This window comes from Paraburkholderia fungorum (genome assembly GCF_046027215.1).
Taxonomy (GTDB): Bacteria; Pseudomonadota; Gammaproteobacteria; order Burkholderiales; family Burkholderiaceae; genus Paraburkholderia; species Paraburkholderia fungorum_D.
On the sequence record NZ_JAQQEN010000001.1, the window covers coordinates 2,250,920 to 2,276,050 of the forward strand.

General features: G+C 62.6%; 16 protein-coding genes and 1 pseudogene. 3 read left to right on the plus strand and 14 right to left on the minus strand.

The features are described 5' to 3' along the window. Positions 1-95: 95 nt before the first annotated feature. Complete coding sequence (locus tag PQR27_RS09955) at positions 96-1,466, minus strand: MmgE/PrpD family protein (protein ID WP_408523492.1); 1,371 nt, start codon at positions 1,464-1,466, stop codon at positions 96-98. Between the two features lie 287 nt (positions 1,467-1,753). Between PQR27_RS09955 and PQR27_RS09960 the strand changes: the two genes are divergently transcribed. Both PQR27_RS09960 and PQR27_RS09965 read left to right on the plus strand, forming a co-directional pair. Beyond that, on the plus strand, positions 1,754-2,434 hold the full coding sequence (locus PQR27_RS09960; RefSeq protein ID WP_408523493.1) for an alpha/beta hydrolase: 681 nt from the start codon (positions 1,754-1,756) through the stop codon (positions 2,432-2,434). 204 nt (positions 2,435-2,638) lie between these two features. Next, the gene (locus tag PQR27_RS09965; RefSeq protein WP_408523494.1) at positions 2,639-3,079 is read left to right on the plus strand and encodes an SET domain-containing protein; all 441 of its coding nucleotides are present in this window, start codon (positions 2,639-2,641) and stop codon (positions 3,077-3,079) included. 220 nt (positions 3,080-3,299) lie between these two features. Here the strand turns inward: PQR27_RS09965 and PQR27_RS09970 are convergent, their stop codons facing one another. After that, complete coding sequence (locus tag PQR27_RS09970) at positions 3,300-4,193, minus strand: alpha/beta fold hydrolase (RefSeq protein WP_408523495.1); 894 nt, start codon at positions 4,191-4,193, stop codon at positions 3,300-3,302. A gap of 343 nt (positions 4,194-4,536) precedes the next feature. Further along, positions 4,537-5,100, minus strand: coding sequence for a hypothetical protein (locus PQR27_RS09975; protein ID WP_408523496.1), 564 nt, complete (start codon positions 5,098-5,100; stop codon positions 4,537-4,539). A gap of 107 nt (positions 5,101-5,207) precedes the next feature. On the opposite strand from PQR27_RS09975, the gene PQR27_RS09980 reads away from it, so the two are divergent. Further along, positions 5,208-5,801, plus strand: a complete 594-nt coding sequence (locus PQR27_RS09980) for a hypothetical protein (protein WP_408523497.1) — start codon at positions 5,208-5,210, stop codon at positions 5,799-5,801. Between the two features lie 1,323 nt (positions 5,802-7,124). Here the strand turns inward: PQR27_RS09980 and PQR27_RS09985 are convergent. From PQR27_RS09985 to PQR27_RS10035, 11 genes and pseudogenes are all read right to left on the minus strand, one after another. After that, positions 7,125-7,736, minus strand: coding sequence for a hypothetical protein (locus tag PQR27_RS09985; protein ID WP_408523498.1), 612 nt, complete (start codon positions 7,734-7,736; stop codon positions 7,125-7,127). A 250-nt stretch (positions 7,737-7,986) separates the two neighbouring features. After that, positions 7,987-8,316: a thiamine pyrophosphate-binding protein gene (locus PQR27_RS09990; protein WP_408523499.1), complete on the minus strand. Its 330-nt coding sequence runs from the start codon at positions 8,314-8,316 to the stop codon at positions 7,987-7,989. Positions 8,317-8,807: 491 nt separating this feature from the next. After that, positions 8,808-9,083: pseudogene (locus PQR27_RS09995) on the minus strand (helix-turn-helix domain-containing protein); the annotation flags it as partial. 838 nt (positions 9,084-9,921) lie between these two features. Further along, the gene (locus tag PQR27_RS10000) at positions 9,922-11,646 is read right to left on the minus strand and encodes an eCIS core domain-containing protein (protein WP_408523500.1); all 1,725 of its coding nucleotides are present in this window, start codon (positions 11,644-11,646) and stop codon (positions 9,922-9,924) included. A 188-nt stretch (positions 11,647-11,834) separates the two neighbouring features. Then, on the minus strand, positions 11,835-12,311 hold the full coding sequence (locus PQR27_RS10005; protein ID WP_408523501.1) for a hypothetical protein: 477 nt from the start codon (positions 12,309-12,311) through the stop codon (positions 11,835-11,837). Between the two features lie 10 nt (positions 12,312-12,321). Further along, positions 12,322-15,807: a DUF6519 domain-containing protein gene (locus PQR27_RS10010; RefSeq protein WP_408523502.1), complete on the minus strand. Its 3,486-nt coding sequence runs from the start codon at positions 15,805-15,807 to the stop codon at positions 12,322-12,324. Positions 15,808-15,821: 14 nt separating this feature from the next. Beyond that, a complete protein-coding gene (locus PQR27_RS10015) occupies positions 15,822-18,098 on the minus strand; it encodes a hypothetical protein (protein ID WP_408523503.1) in 2,277 nt (758 codons plus the stop codon). Then, positions 18,095-21,085 carry a baseplate J/gp47 family protein gene (locus tag PQR27_RS10020; RefSeq protein ID WP_408523504.1) on the minus strand — a complete coding sequence of 997 codons (2,991 nt, stop codon included), beginning with the start codon at positions 21,083-21,085 and terminating at the stop codon, positions 18,095-18,097. Before PQR27_RS10020 ends, PQR27_RS10015 begins: the two co-directional genes overlap by 4 nt. A 45-nt stretch (positions 21,086-21,130) precedes the next feature. Then, on the minus strand, positions 21,131-24,442 hold the full coding sequence (locus tag PQR27_RS10025; RefSeq protein ID WP_408523505.1) for a putative baseplate assembly protein: 3,312 nt from the start codon (positions 24,440-24,442) through the stop codon (positions 21,131-21,133). Next, on the minus strand, positions 24,439-24,801 hold the full coding sequence (locus PQR27_RS10030; protein WP_408523506.1) for a GPW/gp25 family protein: 363 nt from the start codon (positions 24,799-24,801) through the stop codon (positions 24,439-24,441). The genes PQR27_RS10025 and PQR27_RS10030 overlap by 4 nt, the downstream gene beginning before the upstream one ends. A gap of 7 nt (positions 24,802-24,808) precedes the next feature. Next, positions 24,809-25,129 carry a hypothetical protein gene (locus PQR27_RS10035; protein WP_408523507.1) on the minus strand — a complete coding sequence of 107 codons (321 nt, stop codon included), beginning with the start codon at positions 25,127-25,129 and terminating at the stop codon, positions 24,809-24,811. Between the last annotated feature and the right edge of the window lie 2 nt (positions 25,130-25,131).

The window sequence follows — 25,131 nt, forward strand, 5'->3', positions numbered from 1 at the left end:
GGTCTAACCTTCGATATCGTTGTGTCCGGATGGCTTGCCGTACGGATTGCCGCATGGCAGGCGGTACGGTAAGTATAAATCGGCGGGGACGGCGTTCAGCGCAGACACGCCATGAGCGCGCATACGCTCAGCTGCCGCGGTGGCTGCATGACCGACTTCAGCGTGTTATCCGCGCGTTCGCGACCGAGCGCGCTTTCCAACAGGTCGCGCGCCTTTTGCGTTACCGCTTCAGCGCCCACCGGCCGGTTCCAGCTTCCGGGCGGCGCGTCGCAGCTTGCAGTGACGGTGCGGCCGTCTTTCAGATGCACGGCGATCCCGACGACCATCTTGTCGAACGCGCCGGAAATGCCCGGGTCGGCAGACAGGGTGAAGCGATCGAGCAGCGCTTCCACGTCGCCGGCGAAACGGCGGCGGTCGGTGAACGAGGCCGGCTCGACTTTGCCGTCCAGCAGGGCAATCGTCGCCGTGTATTGCCAGGAGAACTTGCCGTCGAGTCCGGTCTCCGGATGGGGTCGGTCGATGTACGGCATGGCCGGCGTATGCAGTTCGATCCGCGTGACGTCGTGAAAGCTGAAAGGGGCGGAAGTCGCGATTTGCGCGCGGGCGTCGAGCGCGGCTGCGATACCGAAGTGGGTGGCGAATTGCGACGGGAACAGCTTCCACGAAGGACCCGGCACCAACGCACGGCCAGCGCCGAGCGGAGCCAGCAGAGGAGCGCTGGTGAAGCGTTCGCCGAAGTAGGCGTGACCCCAGCCGCGCGGTCCGCTGAGCGCGTCGGGATTCGCAGTGAAGCCGCGCCGCGCGAGCAGCGCGGCTTCGAGACCGTGTGCGGCAGCATCGCCGCAATGCAGCGCTTTGGTCTGCGAGCCGATATTAGCCAGCAGTCCGCTGCTGCGCGACGCGGCGATGCAGAGTGCCGCCGCAGCCGATGATGGATCGAGTTCGAGCAGATCGGCGCACGCGAGCGCTGTCGCCAACGGGCCCACGATACCCGGCGGATGCAGGCTCAGCTGCGCCGCCTCGAGCTGCGCGGACGACAGCCGCAGACGTCCCTGCGCTTCGATACCCTTCGCGAACGCGCGTAACAGCGCCGCGCCCTGCGGCTCGCCCGAGGCCTGTTCGCGTTGTTCGGCAAGTGCCAGCAACGCGGGCAGCAGCGGCGATACGGCGTGATTTGGCGGATTCCACATCGGCTCGTAGTCGAGCACGTGCATCGACATACCGTTGATGCGCGCGGCGATGATGGGCGGCGCGCTAAACCCGTGGCCAATGACGGTGGCCGCGCCGGCACATGGGAATTCCTCTTGCGACAACTGGGCCATATGCGTGGGCCCCGGCTCCGGCGCGCCGGCTGCGGCTACTGCGACGCCGTCCATCAGCAGCAACTGGCAGCGCTCGATCAATGCAGGATCGTCCGCGGGCCAGCCGAGGATGAGTTCAGCGAAATCCCGCGCAAGGTTGGTCATGAGCCTCAATCCTCCACCAGTGCTGATGCCGCTTCGATTGACGCCGCGCCAGGCGTTGTCGCGACGCTTCTCCACGTCTGGCCAGGCGCCGTTGTCAGGCGTTGTTTCGAGTACAAGTGTATACCAATGTACTCCGATGCGTAAAACGCTTTGCGTGCCTGAGGCTGCGGCGCGGCGGCGCTTTTCAGGTGGTGCGACAGCCCGGACGACGCCAGCACCTCGGCGGTATATTGCTCGTATTGATCCCGATTATCTGAACGTTTCCTGAAACCGAGGAGTTGCGATACATGTCCGAGCCATCACCAACCATCGAAATTGAAACTGCGCCGAATCCCGGGTTCGCCGTCATCCTGATGCACGGTCTCGGCGCAGACGCCAACGACTTCGTGTCGCTCGTGCCCGAGCTGCGTTTCACCGATGCGCCCGCTGTGCGCTTCGTTTTTCCCAATGCGCCGGAGATTGCCGTTACCGCAAACAACGGCTACGTGATGCGTGCCTGGTATGACATCCGGTCGTTTCAGAGCATTAATCAGCAAGTCGACGAAGCCGGTATCGAATTGTCTTGTGCAGTTGTGCGGCAATTGATCGAAGCGCAGAACCGGCGCGGCATTCCGACTTCGAACATCTTTCTGGCGGGTTTTTCGCAAGGCGCGGCAATGACCTATTCAGCAGGACTGACGCACCCTGAGGCACTTGCGGGCTTGATCGTGATGTCAGGTTATGTCCCGTCGCCGGGCTATATTGTCAGCCGCTTGAGCGCCGCGAACCGTAGCACGCCGATCTTTGCCGCGCACGGCATATACGACGACGTGTTGCCGATCCAGTTAGGCGAGGCCGCGCGCAACTTTGCGATCGCGCGAGGTTGCAAGGTCGACTGGAGTGCGTATCCGATGCCGCACGCAGTGTGCGCAGAGGAGATATCGGCGCTGCGCGCGTGGCTCGGAGCGCTCCTTGCAGCACCTTCCTGAAGCGTCCCGCAGAGTGTTTTTATGTAGAGCACAGGCAACTTCGGTGCGTCCGAGCCGATGCAGTGCATCTGCACCTTCGCGCCCGCCAATCGGCCGAGAAGGACTCCGTTCCTCTGAACCCAGCCCCGATTCGCACATGACGAAGCAGTGGTAGCGGAAATTTGTCGCTTCTATACTGGCGTATATCTGAGTCGAAGGAACAGTATGCGACGCGTGATCGTCCGGCAATCATCAGTTCACGGAAAGGGCGTGTTCGCGATGCGACCGCTTACAGCGGGTGAGCGCGTGCTCGAGTACAGGGGTGAATTGACGAGCTGGCGGGAGGCCGTGCGTCGGCATCGACGTGAAGGAGTCGCCGGGCACACGTTTCTTTTTGGCCTGTCGGATGGCCGCGTGATCGACGGCAGTCGCGGCGGCAACAGCGCGCGTTGGCTGAACCACGCATGCGCACCGAACTGCGAGACCATCGAAGACGCCGGTCGCATCTTCATCCACGCGCTCCGGCCAATCGAGGCGGGTGAAGAACTCTTTATTGAATACCTGCTGGCCACTGACGATCCACTGGATGAGTACGTCCGAGCCCAATACGCGTGCCGGTGTGCCGCTGCAGGCTGCCGTCAGTCGATGCTGGCGGACACACCCTGAGCACGGCCGCGGATCAGGTAGAGGGCGGCTAGGGGAGCGGTTGTATGCAGAAGCAGAAGGTCGATTAACCCACGGGTGTCTGCACCGCAAGCAGACGTGACGCAGCGGGACTACACTGGCGTGACCCGAGAATCGCTTTTTTAGCGCGTGACTCGATCGCGCGCGGCTCACGCACCAGGAACAGCGAGCGAGCCGATTCCAATCGCGTCATGCCGGAGCATCAATCGGCCCAGGCGTTGATGTCAAGAATCGCGCTGGCGAACGCTTGTGGTGCCTCCTGCGGAAGATTGTGGCCTGCATTCGGCACGATGCGGTTCTCATGGCGTCCAGTGAAGTGCTTTGCGTCTGTCTTTGTTCCCGACAGTGGCGAGACGCCGTCCGCGTCCCCCTCGAGTGTGATCGTCGGCACGGTGATCGACGGCATGGCGGCGAGGCGCCGCTCCATATCGTCGAACTGAGGATCGCCCTCGACCAGTCCAAAACGATGCCGGTAGGAATGGACTACCACGTCGACGAAATCCGGATTGTCAAACGCCTCTGCCGAGCGCGCGTAGGTGGCGTCGTCAAAGCGCCAGGTGGGCGACCATAACGACCATAAGAGCCGGCAGAACGCGCGCCGGTTTTCGGTCAGCCCAGCCCGGCCGCGCTCACCATGGAGATAATATTGGTACCAGAGCCGATGTTCTTTTTCGGGGCTGGCCGGCCGCATGGCGGTGGCTATGTTCTGGATGTTATAGCCGTTAACCGAGACGAGCCCCCGCGCTCGTGACGGGTACAGCGCCGCCACGATGCATGCTGCCCGGCCGCCCCAGTCATAGCCACCGAGCACGGCCCGCTCAATCTGAAGCGCGTCGAGCAGCGCTAACAGGTCGGCCCCAAGCGCCGCCTGCTGACCCGAACGAGGGGTTGCTGGTGCGAGGAAACGCGTTGGCCCATATCCCCGGAGATAGGGTGTGATGACGCGGGCACCTTGTGACGTCAGGCGCGGCGACACTTCGTCGTACGCGTGGATGTCGTAGGGGAAACCGTGTAGCAGCACGACCGGCCATCCGTGGGGATCGCCCTGTTCGTCATGGACAACGTCGAGCAGCCCGGTTGCAATGTTCTTAAGCATGAAGCCATCCTCCGTGTGAAGTGGTCCGGCCTGTCGCCTCGACGACACCCCGCTGCCGGTGCTCGCGCCGGGCAATGGCAGGACGAAGACCGGCCTGAAGAACGACGGCGCGTTCGCCAGGAGAAGGCTGTGCCGCTGCTATCGGCCACTTAAATTATATTCTTTAGCCGATGCTTGAAACTCCCCAGCTCGGTGCCGGTTTTGCGACATAACGGTGCGAAATTTTCGGCGACTTCTTCTGACTTCCAATGCGCCCGCATGCGCTCTCAACGCTGCATCAGCCGGGCCCACATGTCTCATGCAAACGTCCCTGCGGCAGACATTTTTCACTGGCTCAGTGAGATCAGCCTGCTGTGCGCTTTACAGTCAAGGCGTCACTCGTCTGATGGTCGCCTGCAATCACCTTGAGTGGCACCTGGCCAACCGCCAATGCACGTTCGATAAGCAGGTTATTGCCGTTCTCAGCGACGATTTGCTGAAGACGCGCGAATTCCCCACACCAGAGTGTCTCGACGTCTTTATCCCGACTCGCATCCCGGTCCTCACTGAGCGCGACTGCACGAACCTGCAACCGGCTCAATTCGGCTTGTCCGCCCACTTCGACGCCATAGCCGGGTAACGAGGGCTTTCGGAGGACAACGCGCCCATCTTTCGCCCAAGCCGTCGTCATGCCTTCGTGGACTTCATAACCGAGCTTGGCCAGCCCCTGCAGAACGACATCCCGTCGGGACTGAGCAGCTTTGCTCTGCAGTTCGATGACGAACAGTGCGCGGCCCTCGTCCGCCAACGCGACCAACCGATTTGTGGGGGTAGAGGCATCGCATGTAGCAATTGCTTCTCGTAACGCTGCGGATGCAGCAAAGTCAACCGTATTGAGTTCGTCCGACACTTCGGTGAGTTGCGCCAAGGCGGCCTCCTTGGCCCGCACCGCTTCGATGCCAATAGAGAGGTCGAGAATCAGGCTAGAACGTTACCACAGCCGTAGCGCGATCAGAGCCGGTACGCGGCTTTGTCATGCGCTACGGTATTAGCGATTTCATTAAAGATTTTCTAATATCTCCCGTAAACAACAAGGAAATTGAAGAATACTGCCGGGGGGTGATGGTTGCGACTGCGCGCAATACAAAGCGACCGCTGAACAGATGCGCGAGTTGTGGAAAGACGTGGTATCCACGCGGAAGCAATCTGTCGAGTCGCTGCCCTAAATGCGGAAGCGGGAAGACAAAGCTCGCAGGTCTCGGAATCGTCGGCACCCTGGGGGCGTTGTTTTTAATGCTGGTTATGGGAGGTCACCCCGACCGCAGAAATGATGCTTCAATCACACCTTCAAACAGCGGTTCGATTCAATCGGGCAGCGACACGCCGTCATCTGCACAATTGACAGACTCTGCAAAAGCCGAAGATGAACGGGCATTGCTGGCACAAGGCATCACGGATGCACCTGCCGGAAAGCCGCAAACCGTTACTGTCCCCGCGTCGACGGCGGAGTCCACGGCGAATGCGCCGCTTGTCGCGGCTGAAGTTCGAGATACTCCGAACGCCATCCGCATCGGTGCAGCTAGTGCCCCGGACGGTGAAAGCGGCGGCAGCACCTTCGCGCATCACTAGCCTGCGCTAAACGTCAGCGAACTAGATGGATTTCCGGGTCCGGGGGCCATCAGGCAGCCTGGCTTAAGGCAGCATGTTTCACGGCGTTCATCCCCGAAAAGAAAAGAAACCGAATAGTTGTCAACAATCTATGAGTCTGCGTCCACAAAACCAATGCAATAGATGCGCTTACACCTGGTTTCCGCGAGGGAAACACCTCTCGTTACGATGCCCGGGGTGCGGCAGCAGAGATATTGAAGTCGTACAGCCTCCGCCGCGCTCATCGTCCGGCTGCGGCCCGGTCGTACTGGTAGCAATTCTGATTGTGGTTGGAATAATCTGGGCGACTGCGCGTTCCGGTGGGAGTGCTTCTGAACCGCCGATTGCTGCGTCCGAACCGTTAGGGGCGAGCGCCGCGGAGGCAAACGTCCAGGCAGGGCAGCAACCAGCCTCTGAAGTCGACGCTGAATCGATTCCCCTAGGAGCGACGGCGGCGTCAGCTAGACCTCCTATACCTGGCGCTGCGAGCGATGCTGCTGCATCAACCAGTCAGGCCGACATTGCGCCGGATGGTGCGTCACTGCCGATTTCAACCGCGAGCTCAAAAACTATCTATGCGACGAGCTTCGATTGCAGCAACGCGGCACATGAAGATGAGATCGTCATTTGCGGCGATCCTGGACTTGCTGCCATGGATACTGAGCTAGCTGAGCTATATGAAGCGGCTCTCAAATCGATATCGGACCCGCAGGCGCTTCAGCAATCCGAATCCGGTTGGGTCACGGCGCGCCATCTGTGTGACAGCGATTTGAACTGCCTCCGCCGGGCATGCGGCGCGCGGATTGGACAATTTAAGGGGTCACTTGGCTCACCACCGTTGCTTCCGACGGATGGCACACCTGAAAGCCGTAATGCTCTTTAAGTTGTAAGGAGGGGACAGGGAAGCCGCTCGCTCGGTATGGGAGTCCGCGCAGGCGAACGAAGCCTTGGAGCTGGCCGTAGTTGATGGAGTGGCCGAACACATGCACACGTAAGCCCAAAAAAAAGCTCGAATCGGGCAGGAGCGTGTTCTGGCTACTTCCTACGATTGGGCCTGCTGGACCTGGTGGCAGGATTGCCGGACTCGACATAATGGCCAGAGCGACATCGATATTCTCGAAGTGCGTGGCCGGGCAAATGCAATCGGTGAGGGTCTTTCAACAAGGGAGCATTCGGCCGGGCTCGGTCATAGCCGAGACCCGCGACGGCGGCCGCCCAGTGCGGAGGCTGAACAGTCGATGGCGGCGATTCGTGACAGCCTCGCCGCAAAGTTCGCTTCTCGGCGACTCGCGCCATCGGCGTAGGTCAAAGGCTAGACCAATCGACGCTCGGATCGTCCGGATACTTGTTAAGAGCAATGGATCTAACGACATTCGCATCATTGTATAGCGCCATGATGATGTTCTCATCAACCTTCAGTTTCGCCTTCGCGACGCTCGCCTTCGTTAGCTGATCGCCACCGCCTTGTGTCCATGCTGCTTGCCACATCGCAGCCAGGTAGCGTGTGCCTCGTGCCATGCACGAAACCGTCCGCGTCCCGAAGGTTTCCCACATTGCAGCCGACTTGTCAGGTCGGGACTGCCCCTTGAGCTCGATCCACTTGTCCACGATTTCTCGAGGTGCGATCTCGCTTTGTGTAGCACCGATAAGTTCGATCACCCGCTTTGAAGCATCAAACCCGGATTGAATAGGTTGAATCCGCTCTGTCGCGACTGTATTCTGACGAGTGATCTCAGCTGCGATGAGATTGGCCAATTTCCCCTGCTGGTAGCCATACCCGATCATCTCGTCTTCATAGCCGCTGTGAACGCCGTCCGCAGCAAGCATCATCTTTTCGGAGCGCGGCCGCTTGACTACCTGGGCAGGGTCGCCCTGGGACAGGTACGAGGTGTGCAAGGGCTGGCATGCGTCACCCATGTAATGCCACCAGCCGTGAGGTATAGACCCAGCCCAGTTCCGTTCTTTTTGGTCTTTTCGTCCCGCAATGCAGAGACCATAGCGTCATAATCACGGCGGCTTGGTCTCCCGCGACTATGCTTTGAGCGATATCGTTCCGCGGCTTTCGGAACTCTACCTGACCGCCGGCTCCAACCTCTATTTTTCGTTTAGGAAAGTGGCCTCAAAGAGGCCCTTGTCAACAATAGCGCGCTATCCAGGCTGATATAGGTCAGAGCCAACGGTGTGCCGTCTGTCTTGGCGGCGAGTGCAACGGGGCTGGCGTGGAGAATGCCAACGCTGCACGGCCCTTGATGCGGTTATAGCCGTACGACATCCGCGCACCTGCAATCTCAGTCCGGGCGTTCATGTTACGCATGCCCGTGGTGGCGATTTCGTGGATCAGATTACCGGTTCCACCGCCGCTGTAGCCAAAAACGACTTCGATATTTGCTGCGTGCATGGCTTCGACAATTGCTGTCGCACCCGTACGGGAAACAGTGGCGCTGCTTGCCGGGACAACTTCGGTCGTCGACGCTTTTGCGTCTAACGCTTCAGACATATGTCTCTCCAATATGGTTGGGGTGAGGGCGCTGCCTCAGGCGCTTACAGGTAGTCGTGCACCTGTGCGATATTCATAATCAAAGCATCCACCATTGATCATGTCCATTAATTCAATCTGATCTTTCGATAACAATTAGTGATCTGCCGAGTTTGATTGCCCGACAGATTGAGCACTAGCTACACGCGAATCGCGTCCCGCACGACCGGCACGATTAGAGCTCGTATGTACAAGGATTCGACGGAGATGAGACCTGAAGGAACCGGAACCTCTTCCCCGATGATCGGTCTGTTCGTCCTGTGATGACGTCTGCTCTATGCATGCCTGTTGCGCGGATACTCACGGAATCAAGCGATTCTTTAAAGCTCGCTGTCGTCGGTAGATCACTCGGCGTCAGGTTGATTCATTGGACGTGCCGCTCTGGGCTAGCCTGTCACGTGGGTAGGCCAGAACACGAAAATTGTCGGTAGGGTGGATGTCGCAAGCAATAATCTGGGCCATGGCACGCACGCGTGCCGCTGCCGGCGCGGAATCCACAGCCCGGCATCGGTCATCAGATGCCGCACGGTTTCCTTCGACAGCGTGACTCCATGGCATTCGTGCAGCTTCTCGCAGGCCAGCGTCGGCCCGAAATCGGCGTAGCGCTCGCGGATCAGCGCGAGGGCCTGAGGGCACAGACTGACGGGCAACTGATGATTGCCCGGACGGCCACGTCGACGTGAAACAAGCCCTGCAGTACCTTCGCATCGATACCGGTTAGCTAGCTGTCCTCAAGCGATCAGCAAGCCGTTTCCACACGCCCTCGGCCACAAGCCGCCGCTCACACGCGTCGTCGGTCGGATGTTCGGGTGCCGGCTTCGCCTCATAAGTCACTATCCGATTGTGGCAGACCAACGTTCCTTCTTCGGCATGGCCTATGTTGGGGTGATGTAGATTCTACGTCAGCAATTCGGCGGATTGCTGAAGCTGGCGGCGTCGAGCCTTCTTTCAGCAGTCGGCTCGTAAGTCACGGCACGCCGCCCGCATTGGTCAGACAGGAATAAAGAACCTAGGCATCCTGGGTCCACGCGCAGCAGTCATTTGTGGCTTCTTCCAGACCGCCGTCCGCACTTCAGGCGTTCCTCGCGGAAATCATTGATCTACGGTTCGCACCTGCCGTCGCTTCGAATCCGATCATTGAAACGTCAATGCTGAACAACCGGAGCGCTCCTACTATCTCACCTACTTCTGCCGACACCTTCGCTTCATGCTTCACTTGGCCCTGCGCCGAGCGCATATAGATGAGATCGGATTGTCGCTACGACAACTCTCAGCTTCGTCGCTGGTAAGGCGTAGCGGAAGGGCACCAATTCTTTATAATCGTGTGTCCTCAGAAACCGATGTAGTTGCATTTCGGTAACGATCGCCGTTGTTCCGGCCGACCGGGAGAGCCTGTCAAAACGCGATCTGGATGCCGTCGCATTCGTACAAATGCTGGGCACTTTCGCTGGATTTGACCACCTCTCTTTCGAGAATGAGCGGACAAGTCGTGATCACGTAACTTTGGCTTGAACTGCCTTTTGAATTAGTCAAAAATTAACGGCCGCTTACAACTAACACGGCCGGCTATTTGATTGGAAATGCAGTGACAATCTGATTATTTGCGTCCACCACGACTCGCATGCCGAACAAAGGTTTTCCTTTACCATCGAGACCCGTTTGTCTGTTCTGGAACCTGTAATCGTAAGTCGAACCAGATTGTGGTCCGCCCTCCGACGGTTTGAATTTGGTTGATTGACCTTGTTTGACTGTCTCCTTGATCAGGGCCTTGAGGTCATTCCACGCGTCTTGCGTAAATTTTGACTTGTTAGGGGATGTCCGGCTCCAAGGAGCATGTTCTTCCGACAGATGGTCCAGCCCAGCGAGGTTCTCCCCGTCTTTAGCGGACGGGTTACGCCACTCCCTCGTTCGATCGAAGCCCGGTTCCGTCCTGGTCGATTCTCCTCTTGCTGGCAATTGAGGAGGCTCTGCAGACGTAGGTGGCGTTGGCGGTTCTTTCCCCGCGCCACGCGCCGAGGATGGTGGTGGGGTATCGTTGCCCGTCACGTTCGCTTTACTATTTGTACCGCTTTTTAGTTTTCCAACTTTCGATAAGCCGGCGATGACAACTTGCGTCAACAATTGGCCTGCCAGAGAAATAGCCATTTTAGTGAGTTCGGTCTGAACATGGTCTTTCAATTTCGAAACCGCATCGCGTGCAGTTTCCACGATGCGCGGTGCTGTATTCGGCGAAAACACGGTGGGGGCGATGATGGGACTCTTTGGCGCCCGAAAAAAGGTGTACGGTAGCGCCTGACGTGGCTGCCAGGGACCGATAGGTAACGCCTGAAGGGCTGCCGGCTGATCTGCATAAATCTCCGCACTGACACTTTCGTAATTTTGAGTGCCGAAGTCGACCAGCCTTTCGGGAACGAGGAATGGCTGCGGTACCCCCTTACAGAATATAAGGAATCCTCCAACGTATATCCCATATGCGACTTCCGTTACATTCCTGTCGATATAGTCGCCGTTGTTGCGCGGGTCGGCACCATGGGTTGATGCTGATGGTAGTCGTATTTTCGCATCAGGCGGCACCACTTCGAGATCAGGCGCGTCAATCTCCTGGCGGAATAGAAGTGGAACGGGCGACGCTGTTTGCATGATTGCAGGAGTGTGCCCAGATAGAACAGCATTGGCCGCCCCGCGTGCTGACACTTCGCGCTCACCGCTGGGTGGCTCAATATGCATTGAACCTATGTCAGGCGTCGCGGATGAAGCGTCCTGCGTCACGTGGGCAAGCTCATGCGCGAGAAGTGGTTGATTCTCAATTGCTGACGTTTTCCCGGAGTGCCCGAGGACAATGTGTGAGCCGACTGTGTACGCATGGGCATGTACTGCTGCGGCCGACTCTCTCGCATTCTCGTCGGCGTGGACGCGAACCCTGCTGAAATCGTGGCCGAAACGCGGTTCAAAAAACCTCCGAACAGCTGAATCGAGTGGAAGACCTGGAGATCGAAGCGCCTCGTGCACGAGATCAGGTATGTCGAAGGATTCTGTTCTGGATAATCCTGCAAGAGGTGCTTGTTTGCCGACGTTGTTTTTCCCGTCGCTGACGTATTCTCGGCTATCAAAAAAGTGGTCCGACGCGGACTGCATTTGAGACTCACCGGTCCGGTGGGAGGGATGGACCGGAATTTTGCTGAAATCCGACAAAGGAATGGCTCTGGTATGGCGCACTGTATCGGGCACGGGCTGCAATTGCTCGTCACGTCCATGAGTCATGTGTTGGGATGGATGCGACGAGGGTGCCACGGGATTTGTTCCTGGTCTCTTCGTCAATCCACTGTCTGACTTCTCATGTGGTCGTGTTGCTTTGCATGTGAGCATGACGAAAGTCCTCGCCGGCGAGCGAAAAACGCTTTCAATTGTACTTGACGTCGTGCGGTTTCGGGCTTTCTGCTAGCCTGAACGAGGCCTGATCACTGTCGTTGCCACCGCGATCACCCGCCTCGATGCGTCTTTGCAAATGCCGTGACATTTTCATGGAGCGCTTGCCGCCCAGCCTTTGACGTTCCATCGACCTTGGTGACTGCAACGGAATTAATATTCATTGCTGATTGCGCATCTGCAAAGCGTTTGAGCATCGCTACGCGAGTCGGGTCCGATTGCTTCGGTTTTTTTGACTGCGCCGCCGAGACCAGTTGCTGGATCGCTTGAGGAATCTGGCTCGCCATCCTGACAAGATCGTCCGTGCCTGGCGCAGGTATCGCGCCAGCTGCGAAGGCAAGACCGGGGACGGTCGGCACCATGACCGTCGTTTCGGCTGGCGCCTTGTCGAGTGCCGCGGGCAACTTCGGATTGGCGGTCGTGATCGCCCTGACCGCTGCGGCGACACGCGGATCGGCGGCGTCGAGTCCATAAATCCGTTGCGCGAGTCTGGTCAGGTTTTTCGCACCTTGCAATGTGACAGTTAGCATCTGCGTCTCCCTAAGTGCCTTTGACGATGACGTTCAGGCCGTTCCACGGTTGAGGCAACGGTTTGATCGGTATCTGCGTACCAAGCGCGATCGTCTCGCTGACAATATTGCCGAGAACGGTCATAGCAAGCATTCCGTTCTTGTCCGAAGAAATTTCAGTCACATCGATGCATAGCCCCGTGACCGTTGCGGGTCCCTGAATACGATTGTTGCCGACCACGGCTGTCGTCGCTCCGATATACACGACCCCGCCAATTTTTTTAAGGAAGTCGAATTTGCCGCTCCCGGAGAGCCGGCACCGATTGGCCGAGAAGACACACTCGGACGTCCCGCCGACGATCACCAGCGGATTCGAACTCACGCCTTCAACATGGTTATCCTGCAGCGACACGGGAACTGACTTCGGCTCCGTGACGACCGTCATCAGACCAACGAACGCGCCCGCGTCAGCACTGGCCCCAGTGGTCGCGCGAATCACATTGGCGGACAGGTTGAGGTCGAACTGCACCGCCGCCGCGACGATGCCGCACGCGATGGGTGTCGTCGCCGCCGTGCCGATGTCGGAGGTCTGATTATTGCCGACGCTCGCATTGCCGACATTGAATAGCACGATGCCGGTCGCGTGGCGCGCGGTATCGGCGGCGACATCGATCGTTCCGACGACATTGTCCCGCACGGTGGCGTTCAGCGACGCCCATACGCCGATGCCATAAACTCCCGGCCCATTGGGCAGCGCCGGTCCAGCGACTTGCAGGATATCGTTGCCGCGCACCACGAGGTCGCCGGCAAACGCGGTATCGCCAATCGTGATCCCCGCACCAGTCACGCCCTGTATTGTGTTGTCGGCGATGGTTAGCGTGACCGCGTGGGCATCGAATACGATGCCCGGCCCGGCTACGCCGACGATCCGGTTGCGCAGCACGCGTACGTCGTACAACGGCGTGGTGTAAGCGGCGGTGTCGAAGATGACGATGCCCGCTCCAGTCGTGGCCGCGGCGGCGCCGCTCGTCAACAGGCGCAGATCGAGTTGCGTGACCGTGTTGTCGGTGACCGCCGCGGCGTCAAGCCGGCTCAGGATCCCGTAAGCGCCGGTCTCGACCTGGTTTGCGTCGAGCCTCACCGTCGCCCCCGGGTAGGTCAACCCTTCGACGTAGATGCCGATGAATCCGGCCAGCACGAAATTGTTTTCGAGCGCGGTTTCGAGCAAGTGAAAGCACGCGCCTGTCTTGTCGGTCCATTCGCCCAGTGCAATGCCCGCAACCGCACAGGCGATGAAATTCTCGCGGGCCGTAAAGCCTTCCAGAACCAGCCATGGATTCTGCTCGACGCTCAGCGTGGCCCATCCTGCGAGGCTGGCAAGCGCTTCGAGCTTGCCGATGCCGATATCGGCGATCAGCGTGTTATTGCGCACGGCGACATCGATCTCAAAGCCGCTGAGCGCGACCGCGATACTGCGCAGCTGTGCCAATGCGGTCGTGCTTGCTGTGGCGAAGCCCGCCTGGATGGCCGGTGCCGGCAGCTTGTCGATCTTTCCGTTCGCGGCGCCACGCGCGTCGAAGAATCGGCTGTTCCCCGTAATATCGGCGCCAGCCGGCGGCGCGCCAGCGCCACCAGCGGGTTCACCCGCGCCCGGCTGTAACGCTGAGATGCCGCAGCGTTCCACCACGACCCCGGCGCAATTGCCGAGTAGCAACGCGACGAGCGGCTCCTCCACCTCCGCGCCGACCGCACCGGCCTGCGCAACCGGCAAGCTCGCCTCGATAGCGAGGTCGTGGATGCGCAACTGCAGACATTGTTCGACGACAATGGCCGCGCCAGTCCCTTCGTAGACGAGGCGGGTCGAGGGTCCGTGTCCGCATAGCGTCACGTTGGCGATTCCCTTGAGCTGCACGGTCCTGTCGAGCACGAACAGCCCTGGGCCGAAACAGACGCGGCCGCCGCCGCTGGCGCTCAATTTTTCGACTACCGCGACGAGATCCGCCGAGCTGCGGAAAGTGGCCGATTCAATGCACACGTCGCAGTTGCAGTCGGCGCCGCCCGAAGCGGTCGGTGGCCATGCGACCCGGCAGTCCATCGCGGGACCAGCAGGCAACGGGACGAGCGCAAGGCGCGCGTAGTGATGGTGCGGGCCCATCGGCGGTGCCGCCTTGAGCTTCTCGACCTGACCGTCGGCGGCGCGCGCGGCGAAGGTCCAGAAATCGCCTGGCGAAAATGACGCGGTGGCCGGGGCGAGGTCGAACGAAACCGTCACCCCGTTTTCGAGGATCAGCGAGACGCCGGGGCCCGGCACCGGAATGTCGCCGCGACTGGCGAGGCCATCGAGGTCGAACCAGACCGAGTTGTCGTCGCTGCGCCGCACCTTGCCGGCCTGGTCCCAGCGGCACACGCGCGTATGGCAATCCGGGTAGGTCGCGGGCGCCTTATTCAGATTGTCGATCAGGTCGTTGGAGACCGCCCAGGTCAGCTTGATGGTCCGGTTGACCTTGTCCACGCCGTCGACGGCGATCCGCAACAGGTCGCCCGTCCGACCGGCCATCTCCCGCACGTCGTCGGTGACTTCGATCCAGTCGTTGGGTTTGAAGCACAGCACGTCATCGCGGCCGATACTCTCGACCGTCAGGAGCATCGGCCCGATCGCGGTGACGGCGGTGATCACGGACGCGTTGTCGCGCGACCATTTAAACGAGGGCCCGTTCACCGATGCGACGCTCGGGTCCTTGTTGAAGGGGCCGCCCTGATGGAGCTCGACACGGTAGAGCTGATTCTCCATTCCGGTGTAGCCGGTATTGGGCGCGAGACAGCAAGGGCCGCTCGCCGGCGACGGCACGACATCGCTGCTCAGGCGCGCTCCCGATGGCTGGGTCGCCGCATCGTAGTCGGGAATGTCGGAGCCGCAGGTCGCGTTGGCATCGACGGGAAGCCACTTCACCTGCCACACGGTTTGCAGCCGCGCGGTCGTATCCACGCCGACCGCGATCTCGATCAGATCGCGGTCTTCGAGCCACGTCACCGGCCGTTGCCAGACGTCGAGATAAAACAATGCGGACCCGGCGGCCGGCAACGCCGGCATGACCGGAACATAGGGCTGGTCGGCGAGCGCGAGCGCCGGTGGCGCCGGCTTCGGCGCGGGCGGCGGCTGCAGCGAAGCGGACAGTTCGGCAAGGCCCGGGTCCCACGTCCATGGCTGCGCGGGGAAGGTCGGGTGGTTCTCGACCAGTAGCCCATCGACATAAATGCGGCCGTAGCCGATGGTGATCGTATTCGGGTTGACGCCGGTATTGACGCCAATCTGAAACGCGTACGGCGTCGTCGACGGATAGACCGCGCGGTTGTCGGCCGCGCCGAGCGTGTCCATCGTGCCGGCCTGCAGCCGCCGCATCAGAATGGCGAGCCATTCGTTCCAGTCCGAGTCGAGCTGCACCCGGCCCTGCTGCATCACGACGCCGGCATAGTCTTTCCAGTGATCAAATGGAAACCGGCTGCAATCAAAGCTCATGTTCGATTCCCTCGTTATGTCTGGTAGAAGACGCCGTATTCGAGCCCCACCGGCATGTATTCCTCCAGCCTGATGCGCAGATTGGTTTCGCGTGCACTCGCCTGCACAAAGTGAAATACGCCCATCTCGCCGCCATCGCTCGCGCCGCGACGAAGCGCGGCATCGGTCGAGGCGAGCAGCTTGCCGTAGCCGGGGTCGCCGTAGCGCAGCGAATCGAACAGCGGCCCAGGCACACCGGGCGCCGCCTCGATGCATTCGTAGTGGCGTGGAATGACCGCACCACCCGGCACGTAGCTGAAACGCACGCAGCCCTCCTGCTTGCGGTCGGCCCATAGCGGCGCGGGCCACGTGTCGTTGTCGGCGGGCGCGGCGAGCACGATGCAGTCGGACACGAGGCTTAGCAGCGTTGCGTGGATTTTTCCGATCACCGTGCAGCCTGTCATCGTCAGCGCGCCGCCCGCGCCGGTGCCCGGGCCGGCGGGCGCGGCGTAGGCGACACTGTTGCGCGCGCATGCATCGACGATACTGTCGGTCAGGCTGACGTTCACCGAGCGGTCCACCTGCAGCGCGCCGACAATCGCTCGGTCGATGTTGATCGCGAGGCCTGGGTTCTGGGCGATCACTACCGGTGCGCCGCTCAGGCGCGGTGCGCCTGCGGGCGTCAGCGACCAGCCGGGCACCAGCGTGCAGTGGGTCAGGCCAAGACGCGTCAGCCCCGCCGCCGCGCCCGGGGCCGGCGCGCGCAGCAGGGCGGCCGGATCGGGTAGCGCCGGCGTCGCAGACGACGCCACCACGAGTCCGTTGAGGTCGAACGCGCTGTCGGCGTCGCCGTTGACGCTCAGCTCGCCGCCGAGCACAAGCGTTGGCCGGGCACCGTCACGCGCGCGCAATTCGATGTGGCCGCCGGCGCGCACGTTGACGGTGAGCCCGCCGGCTTCGCGATAGATGCCGCTGTCGGTGATTTCGACGATGCCGTCGCCGCCAAGCAGGTCGAGCGCGTCCTGGATGGCGATGCCGGGCGCGGGCCCAGGCACATGCACGATCGACTGCTGCGCCGAACCGACGAAGCTCTGCGAGCGCGGATATTCACCGCCGCCCATGTCGCCGGTGAAGCCGTAGAAGCAGGACACCTGAACCCGTGCGCCGCCTGGCTGGCCGGGTTTGGGCGGGCGCAGCGCCACGCGGCCAAGGTGCGGATCGAGCACGGCGCGGTATGGGCTGTCCGCATCCGGCAGGTTGGTCCAGTTGCCGTCCGCGCCGGACAGATCGCACACGGCGAGCTGCTGCGCGTCGAGCAGCGCCGCCTTGCTGGGATCGGCACCGGGTTCGATCACGTATAGCGCGAGACTGTTCGTCAGGCTCGCGCCGTCGCCGTAATACAGCGCGGCACCGCCGTTCTGGATCGTGCGGATGTCTTCGCACAGCACATGGCGCAGCAGCCGGTTCGGTACGTTGACCGGCTGCGCCGGCGCGGTAATGTCGGTGCCCTGGCTCACCGGATGCGTGAAGAGCGGCAGGTCGCGCGCGAGCGTGCTGACGCGAAAACAGCCTGCGGCGCCGGCCACTGCGGTCGCGGGCACGCGCGTAAGGCTGTACGCATTGAGCGACCACAGGAAAATGCCGATGTTCTGGATGTTGTAGCGGCCGCGCTGAATCGCGATGCGGCGCACGTCGATCCTGTGCGCGGTCGCATCGAAGCCGCTGTTCATGTACGCGCGCGGCTGCCAGCGGCGCAGATCGGGCGCGTAGTGATTGTCCGGCCGGACATGGTTCATGTATTGCGTATCGGCCAGCACCTTGAAGAACTCGACTGCGTGCGCGCCCCAGCCGGTGACATCGCGGGCCAGCTGCTCGAGCACCAGCACCGTGCCCTTGCGCCGGCGAAACGAGATCGTATGGGCGACGTCGGCACGCGAACTCAGATTCGCGCCGCCGGCGCCCGGCAGCGTCGCCCGATAGCCGATCAGATCGCCGATGTAAGGAATGACCCACGGTGCGCAGGTTTCGATGAACTGATCGTCGTACAGCTGATCTAGATCGGCCTCGACGGCAGCAAGCTGGTCGGCGATCAGCATCGTCAGGCATTGCAGTGGTCCGCACGCTGCCTTCGCGTTGAGCCGGTCGGCCTCGGCCTGCTGGGCCGCCGGTAACGGCTGCGGCGACGCTTTCAGCGCGGCGAGCCTGGCTGTTTCGTCGGCGCTCAGAAGCGGCAGGGTCTGCGCGAGCTGCGCATCGCGCAGACGGTAGAGCGCCGGCAGCAGGTCAAACAGCGTTTGCGCATCGAAGCTCATGACATTGCCCCGAGGATGACCGCGCCAGGCGTCGGATCGAGCACGATGATTTCGGCGGCCTGCGGCAGCGCCGTCGGGCTTGCCATCGGCAGCGACGCGCATAGGCGCGTCAGCGAGTCCGTCGTCGGCCGCGCGATGGAGATCGAATGGAGCAACCAGTTGCCAGGTCGCAAGAGCGTCGCGCGCCTGAAGCGCGTCGCGATATCGCCGCCGGTGCTGGAGCCGCCGCGCCGCAGCGCCGTCACGTTGACCGCCACCACGCCGGGCACGCCCTGAATGACTGCCGCGACTTCGTCGGCCGACACCGCCTGGCCGAAGCTGCGTGCCGCGAAGCTGAACGCTGTCGAGAGTGCGAGCCGCACGTTACCGCGCACCGTCTTCATGTCGTAGCGCGGGTCGTACTGCAGGTCGGCGGACAGGCCAAACAGCGTTTCGACGTAGCTACGCACGGTGATCGGGATCAGCGGATTGCCGTAGTCGTGCAGCGCCGTGACGAGGTCTGAGATCGCGTTGCTGCCGGCGCTCAGCTCGGCCCCGTCGATGCCAGCCGCAGTCACGAAAACACCACGCCCCGGCCCGCTCGGAATCCAGATCGCGTACGCCTTGCCGATTCCCGCGAAGGTGCTGGCGAAGTTCTGATAATCGGTGATCGACACCGCGCGGCCGAGCGTCAGCACGGTTTGCGGCGCGCACGCACGGATCTCGTCGACCGTTTGCGGGTTCTGGCCGCCTGTCGCGGCCTGCGGATTGGTGACGCCGCTCACGCCGAGCGGCCGGTCGAGCAGCGTAGTCAACGTGCCCGCTGCGACGTTACCCGCCGACCCCGAGCCGACGTGATGCTTCGCCTGAACGTTGTTCTGGCCGGTGGACAGCAGCGCGCCTTCGACGCCGTCGCCGAACAGCACGTCGGTGCTGCCGTCCGCCTGGTTCAGCGTCGCGTACACGCGGCGTGTCGCGCCTTGGCCGTACAGCGTCGGCACTTCGGTCCATGCGACGCCGTCGACCTGCACCGTGAGCGTCGTCACGCGACCCGTCGGGGTCGCGGCCTGGGTGAAGGTGAGCGGAATCTGCTTGAGCGTGAAGGTTTGATTCGGCGTGGCGGCGCTGCCGCTGCCGAGCAGTTCGGTGACCGATTGCCCCTGGCTCGCCGGTCCGACGTTCGCATTGACCCGCGCGGTGGCGCGGTCGTAGCAATGCGTGAGACTCGTCTCGAGTTCGAACCACGTATGGGCGCTGTCCGACGTGTTGTCGACGCTTGCGATTCGCGCGCATTCGCTGACCAGCGGATCGTTCCTGTCGGCCGGCACGAGCGCGAAATCCGCGATGCTGGCGTGTTCGATGCTGCCGGGGCGGCCGTTGCTGTCCTCAACGGCCAGATTGAAGGTGCCGGCCGCCGCCCTCCAGTCCGGCAGCGCTCCGGCGGTGCCGGGCTGAGTGCTCGACAGCGGCGGCAGTGTCGCCGGATCGGTGAGGGAGAAGACTTCGCCCGGCTGCACGCCGCGCGTGGCGACTGTGGTGTCGAGCGGGACGAACTGCGGCGGGCTGCTCACGCCAGCCTTTAACGCGATCTTCTGCCGGGTGCCGGAGATCGCGATCCATTGAACGCCAACGAGGTCGGCGCGCAGGCCTTCCAGCGATACGGCGCTGCCGTATAGCGCACCGTTCAGCGGCTGTTCGGCGAGCGGCAGCGGGTCGCTTTGCACGAGTGCATACGCGCTGCGCGTGGCCGGATATGCGTCGGCGAGACCCAGCCCGGTATCCACCGTGACGCGGCTGATCTTGGCACCCATGCCGAAATCGGCCCGGGTGATCGTCGTGGCCGCTGCGACACCGTACAGGTAGAGATTGGTTGAAAGCGCGGTGGCGAGCGGATGCACGACTGGGAATCCGCCCTTGATCACCTTCCTGGCCACGGCCTGATGCGACACGACGGATTCCGAGTACGGCACGATCAGAACGATCCAGCCGTTCAGGGTGATTTTCGGATAGACCGCGTCCAGATCGATCAGCGCGTGTTGCGCGAGATCCGTATTGACCGGGGATTGGCTCAGGTCAAAGTTCCAGTCTTGCGCGGATTTGTTCAGGTACTTGCCGAGGTTCGTCAAATGAGTCTGGTCGAGGAGCACCGGACTGACCGCGTTGTAGCCGAACAGCGCCGCGCGTTGCCGGAATGTGAAGAGTTGCGGGCTATTCGTGGGAAGCGGGTTGGTATTGTCGAGCGCGTGCCAGCTCAGCAGCGTGCGGTTGTTGTGGGTGTCTGCCGTCGCCGTCAAGGTCGACACTACGCTCCAGTGTTTGGTATCGGTCGGGTCGTTGACGCGTTCGCTACCGACGAACAGAACCAGATCCCCCGGCTGCAACTGGGTCGAGGTGCCCGCCAGATACACCGAAGTGTCGCTCGCCTTGGGCGTCCAGGCTACGCCGGTCTGCACCGGCAGTGCGTTCCAGTCGGGCTTGGCCGCGATATCGCTGGAGGTTTTGAAAGTTTGCGACTGCTGGCCTTGAGCCGGCACGCTCTGCACCTGGGTGCCCTGCGGAATCACGATCGCGGCGGCGTCTGGATCGGCCGGCTGGCCGGGCGCTTGCGTCAGCGAGAAAGCCACCCACGTCGCGGCCGCCACACCCGGCGCGGGCTGATAGCCGATTAGCCGCGACAGTTCGACGAGCGAACGCAGTTGCCCCGCGGTGCGCAGATAGTTTTCGTTCGCAAGGCGCTCCTGGTAGAACGTCAGGATGTCCAGCACGATCGCGGTGGAGTCGAGCAATGCGACGGTGAAATCGTCGTCGGCGCGGGTCGTGAGCGCCTGCAGCGCCGGGTAGTCCGTGCTCGAGAGGCGCGCGAGCATCGATTCCTTGAAACTGCTCCAGGTGCCCACGCGATACGACAGCGCCGACAGGCCCGGCAAATAGTTTTCCCGCTGCGGCGTCTGCACGCTCGTGCCGGCGCAGCAGCCGCATTGGCAGTTGGCGGTTCCAGAGCAGGTCATGTCTCACCACTCCCGTCTTCAAGCGTGCAATGTAATCGGGCTCGTTTATTTGCGGCCTTCCATCACGAGCGTCAGTTGTCCGTGGTCCGGATAGCTCGGATCGTTGTCGAGTCTTGCGACCTGCAGCGAGCGGAGCTTGATTTCGCCGGCTTCGAGGTGCTGGGGCGTGCTCGCACCTTGTGGCTGGAATACCGTCGCGGTGACCGACAGGACGCCCGGCACCTTGCGTGCCGCCGCGTAGACCGGGCCGAGATAGACGGTCTGCCCGAACGTGAAGTTATCCGGATGAAACAGCCCCTTCTGGCCGTCGCACTGCAGCGTGCTGGCGAGCGCCTTCTTCAGCCCGCTGAGTACATCGGCCTGGAAGTAATTCGGGTTCACGCAGACTGTCAGCTCGATGTCGAGCGACACATACTGCGGCGAGTCGAAGTCGAGGTCCTGGCCGGCGAGCCGGTAGCGTTCGAGTTCACCGATGAGCGTGCGACGCAGTGCCGGTGTCAGGTTGCCGCCGCCTTTCGGGTCGACCGCGACGAATGCTGTGTACCAGCTGCCGGTCCAGCGCAGCGATGCGGCCGCGCGATCCACCTGCGGATCGCGCTCGGTCGTCGCCGCATAGTCCGCCATCGTGACCGCGCGTTCCTGGATCAGGAACGCCTGCGGCGCGCGGCGGCGAATCTGCTCGGTGGTCTCCGGTTCGACACCGCCCGCGGCCGGCAGCGGATTGCGGCACGACACGATACGCGCGTCGGCCGCTTCGAGATGGATGAGACTGTTCGGGCCTACGTTGCCGGCGCTCGCATTGCCGATCCGGTAAGCGGCCGTGAAGACCGTGCCGGTTTCCGGCACACGGCCGTTGACGTCGTCGCCAAAGCGCAGGCTCGCGGTTCCGTCCGCTTCAACCTCGACCACGAATACCGTGTCGGACTCGCCGCTTTCGAGCAATTCCTGCAACGGATACCAACGGCTGGCAGCGCCGTCGGGGGTCGTGCCGGCCAGCGTGATTGCCGGCACGGCTGCGCGGGCATCGGTGTTCATCAGGTCGGCGGCGGACATGGCGGGGTCGGGCGCCTGCGCAAAGCCCTCTACGCGGACAAGCGTCGAGTAAGCGGCAAGCGCGCCGCTCGCGCCCGACAGCAACAGCCGTGCAAACGCTTCGGCCACCACCGGCACGGCGACACCGAGGCCGCCCGCAGGTGGGTCATAGACGAGCGAAAGATCGAAATGTCCAGCGACGGCGTCGGGTTGTGCCGTTACCGCGAAAAACCGGGGCCAGCCCGACGGATTGGCGGGTCGCAGTTGCAGGTACGGAGTAGGCGGCGTGTCGGTGCTGTACAGGGTCAGCGGGACGGTGTTCGACAGTGGCACCGCGCTCGCGGCAAAACCGGACACCGGCCCGGCCGGCGGCGCGCTGCCGGCCGGCACGTTGATCAACCGGGACTGCGCGTTGATCCGGGTTGCCGCATAGTCCGGATTGCCAGGTATCGGCGACAGATTCGCGAACTTCTCGAGCGCTACCGGTGACGCGATCCCCGCTGGGCCACCAGGCGGGCTGTACTGCACGGTGAGATCGAAGTGGGTCGGGTCGGCCGCGTTCGCCTGCGCGACGACGCTGAAATTGGGCGGCCACGTCAGCGGATCGGTGGCCTGCAACGCCAGGCACGCGTAGCCGTTGGCATCCTGCAGTTCGACGCCGCCTGCCGCGTCGAGCGGCACCGGTGCGTTCGTCACCGGTGTGCCCGCCGCCGGCAACGGCACGATGGCGAGCGGCACGGCCTGGGTTAACGGACTATCGGCGAGTCGTGGTGCGAAACGCGCCTGCAGCGGCACCGGCCGAACGCGGTTGCAGCGATCGGCGGCTGGATCGCGCGGATAATACAGGCGCGGCGGCGGTACCACCGAGGGCGTCGGCGCACGGCCCGTGAACGACAGGCCGTGGTCAGCCAGCACGATGTTGCCGTAGGCGACGCTCACGTCGAGTGCGCTCTGCGTGTCACCGGACGCATCGGTCCAGGTCGACGAGATGCAGACGGGAAACGGCAACGCATCCGCCTGTGCCCACTGAATTTCGGTGACCTGCAACGGGTTGCCGCTGCTGTCGCGCAACAGGGCGTCGACGAATGGGCCGACGTGGGTTAGCCGCACCGCGCAACGGTGGCGGATATCGGCATCGGCGGGATTGCTGGTCTGAGGGCCTTTCACTTCGGCGAAGATGAGCACGTCGCCGGGCTTGAGATTCGGATACGCGCCGAGCAGCGTGGCTTCGGTCGCATTGCGGGGCAGGCAACAGCCGGTATCGCCCCATGTGTAAAACCGCATCTGATTGTGTTCGGCATAGATCAGCGTGTCGTGCATCGGCTCGAATACCTGCACGCCGCTTAGCAACGCGGCCTCTTCGTTGCCGGCGAGCGGCTTCGGCATGCCGGGCGCAAAGGTGTAGAAGCGGCTGCGGTCCCGGTCGACAAAGACCGCCACGCCCGCATTCGCGTCCGTTTGCAGGGCGATCCATGCGCGCGCGTTGCAGCCGTCGTGCACGTGATAGTCGACGAGCAGCGCGTGCCGCCGCAGCGAGACGCGCCGTCGTGCGGTTTCCAGATAGGCTTCGGTCGCCACCGCATCCTGCTGATAGCTCAGGTGATCGCCGGCGTACGCGATCAGTTCGGCGAGCGCGATGCCCGCGTCGGCCTCGCTGCCGGCATTCCATCCCGGTAACAGCTGGCTCATCCGGTCGATTATCAGCGTGCGAAACGACGCGTAATCTTTCGCGAGATAGTTGATCGGCGGCGGCGCCAGCGCCGCCGGCGCGCAGTCGGGCGCGAGCGGCGCGCAGTCGAAGTCGGGTCCGCACTCCACCTTGAACGAAAAGGTCACCTCAGCCAGTTGCAGGTCGAATGGCGCGGGTACGGCGGATGCGTCGAACACCGAGTCGGCGGCCTGCGCCGCGCTCGTGACCAACCGCAGCCGGTACGGCGAGAAATCGCCGGCCTCGTGGGTTCTCACCACGAGCACGCAGTCGGGATCCGCCAGCGCGGCGACGAGCGGCAGCAGCGCCCTGATGTCGGGCGGCGACGTGTTGTTGATGGCGCTGGCGGCGACGATCCAGTCGACCGTGATAGCGGTGATGCTTTCGCCGCCTTCGACGATCGCGGTCGCCGCGTAAGGCGTGCCGGCGCCGTCGGGCGCGGGCCCGAACACCGGTACGGCCGCGAGCGGATTCAGGCAGTGCACGAGCAGCGTGCATTGGCGCGGCACGCCGGCGCCAGCCGCATGATCGACGACTTCGAGATAGTCGATGCCGTTCATCGCGGGGTTTGCCAGCACCGCGCTTCTGCGGCGCTCGTTGCAGCACAGGTAGTTCATGAGTTGCCGCCGAACACGAAGGTTTGCACTTCAGTGACATCGCTGCCGGGCAGCGAGTAGCTCACCTTGACGTTCAGCACCGCGTCGTCGGCGCTCGCTTGCACGGACTGAACCGTGACGTACTGGCTGAGCCACTTCTGCAACGCGGCCTGCACGGAGAACTGCGTGGCCGCCGCCATGTCGACACTGTTCGGCGCGAACGGCAATTGCAGCAGGCCACTGCCGAAGTCCGGCAGGTTCACGCGCTCGCCCGGCGACGTGAACAACACCTGCTCGATCAACTGCCGGACATGGTCTTGTGGCGCTGCCGCGGAGGTGCGTCCGCGGCCGTCGAACTGATACGGGAAGTTCAGGTTCATCGGTGCCTCAACTCGCTATGGCGCGCGTTTGTGCCGAGACGGGCACGAGCGGCGTGCCGGTCGGCACGCAGACCGCGATGCCCGACAGGATCGCCACCGGCTGGCCTTCCGACAGCACCCTTGACGCACCCGCCACCCATTGCGCCGTCGCGCACGGGCCGTTGCCGGCTGGCGGCGCGAACGCGCAGCCAGCGACCGCGTATGGCGCCGCGAGCGTGGCGACGGGCATGCCGGACACCTGCACGCGCCCGCTCGGCGCAGTCGGTGTCGCCTGGCCGCCGTGGGCGCACAGCACGGTCGCGCCGGTGTGGAGTATGGGTCCGGGCATCG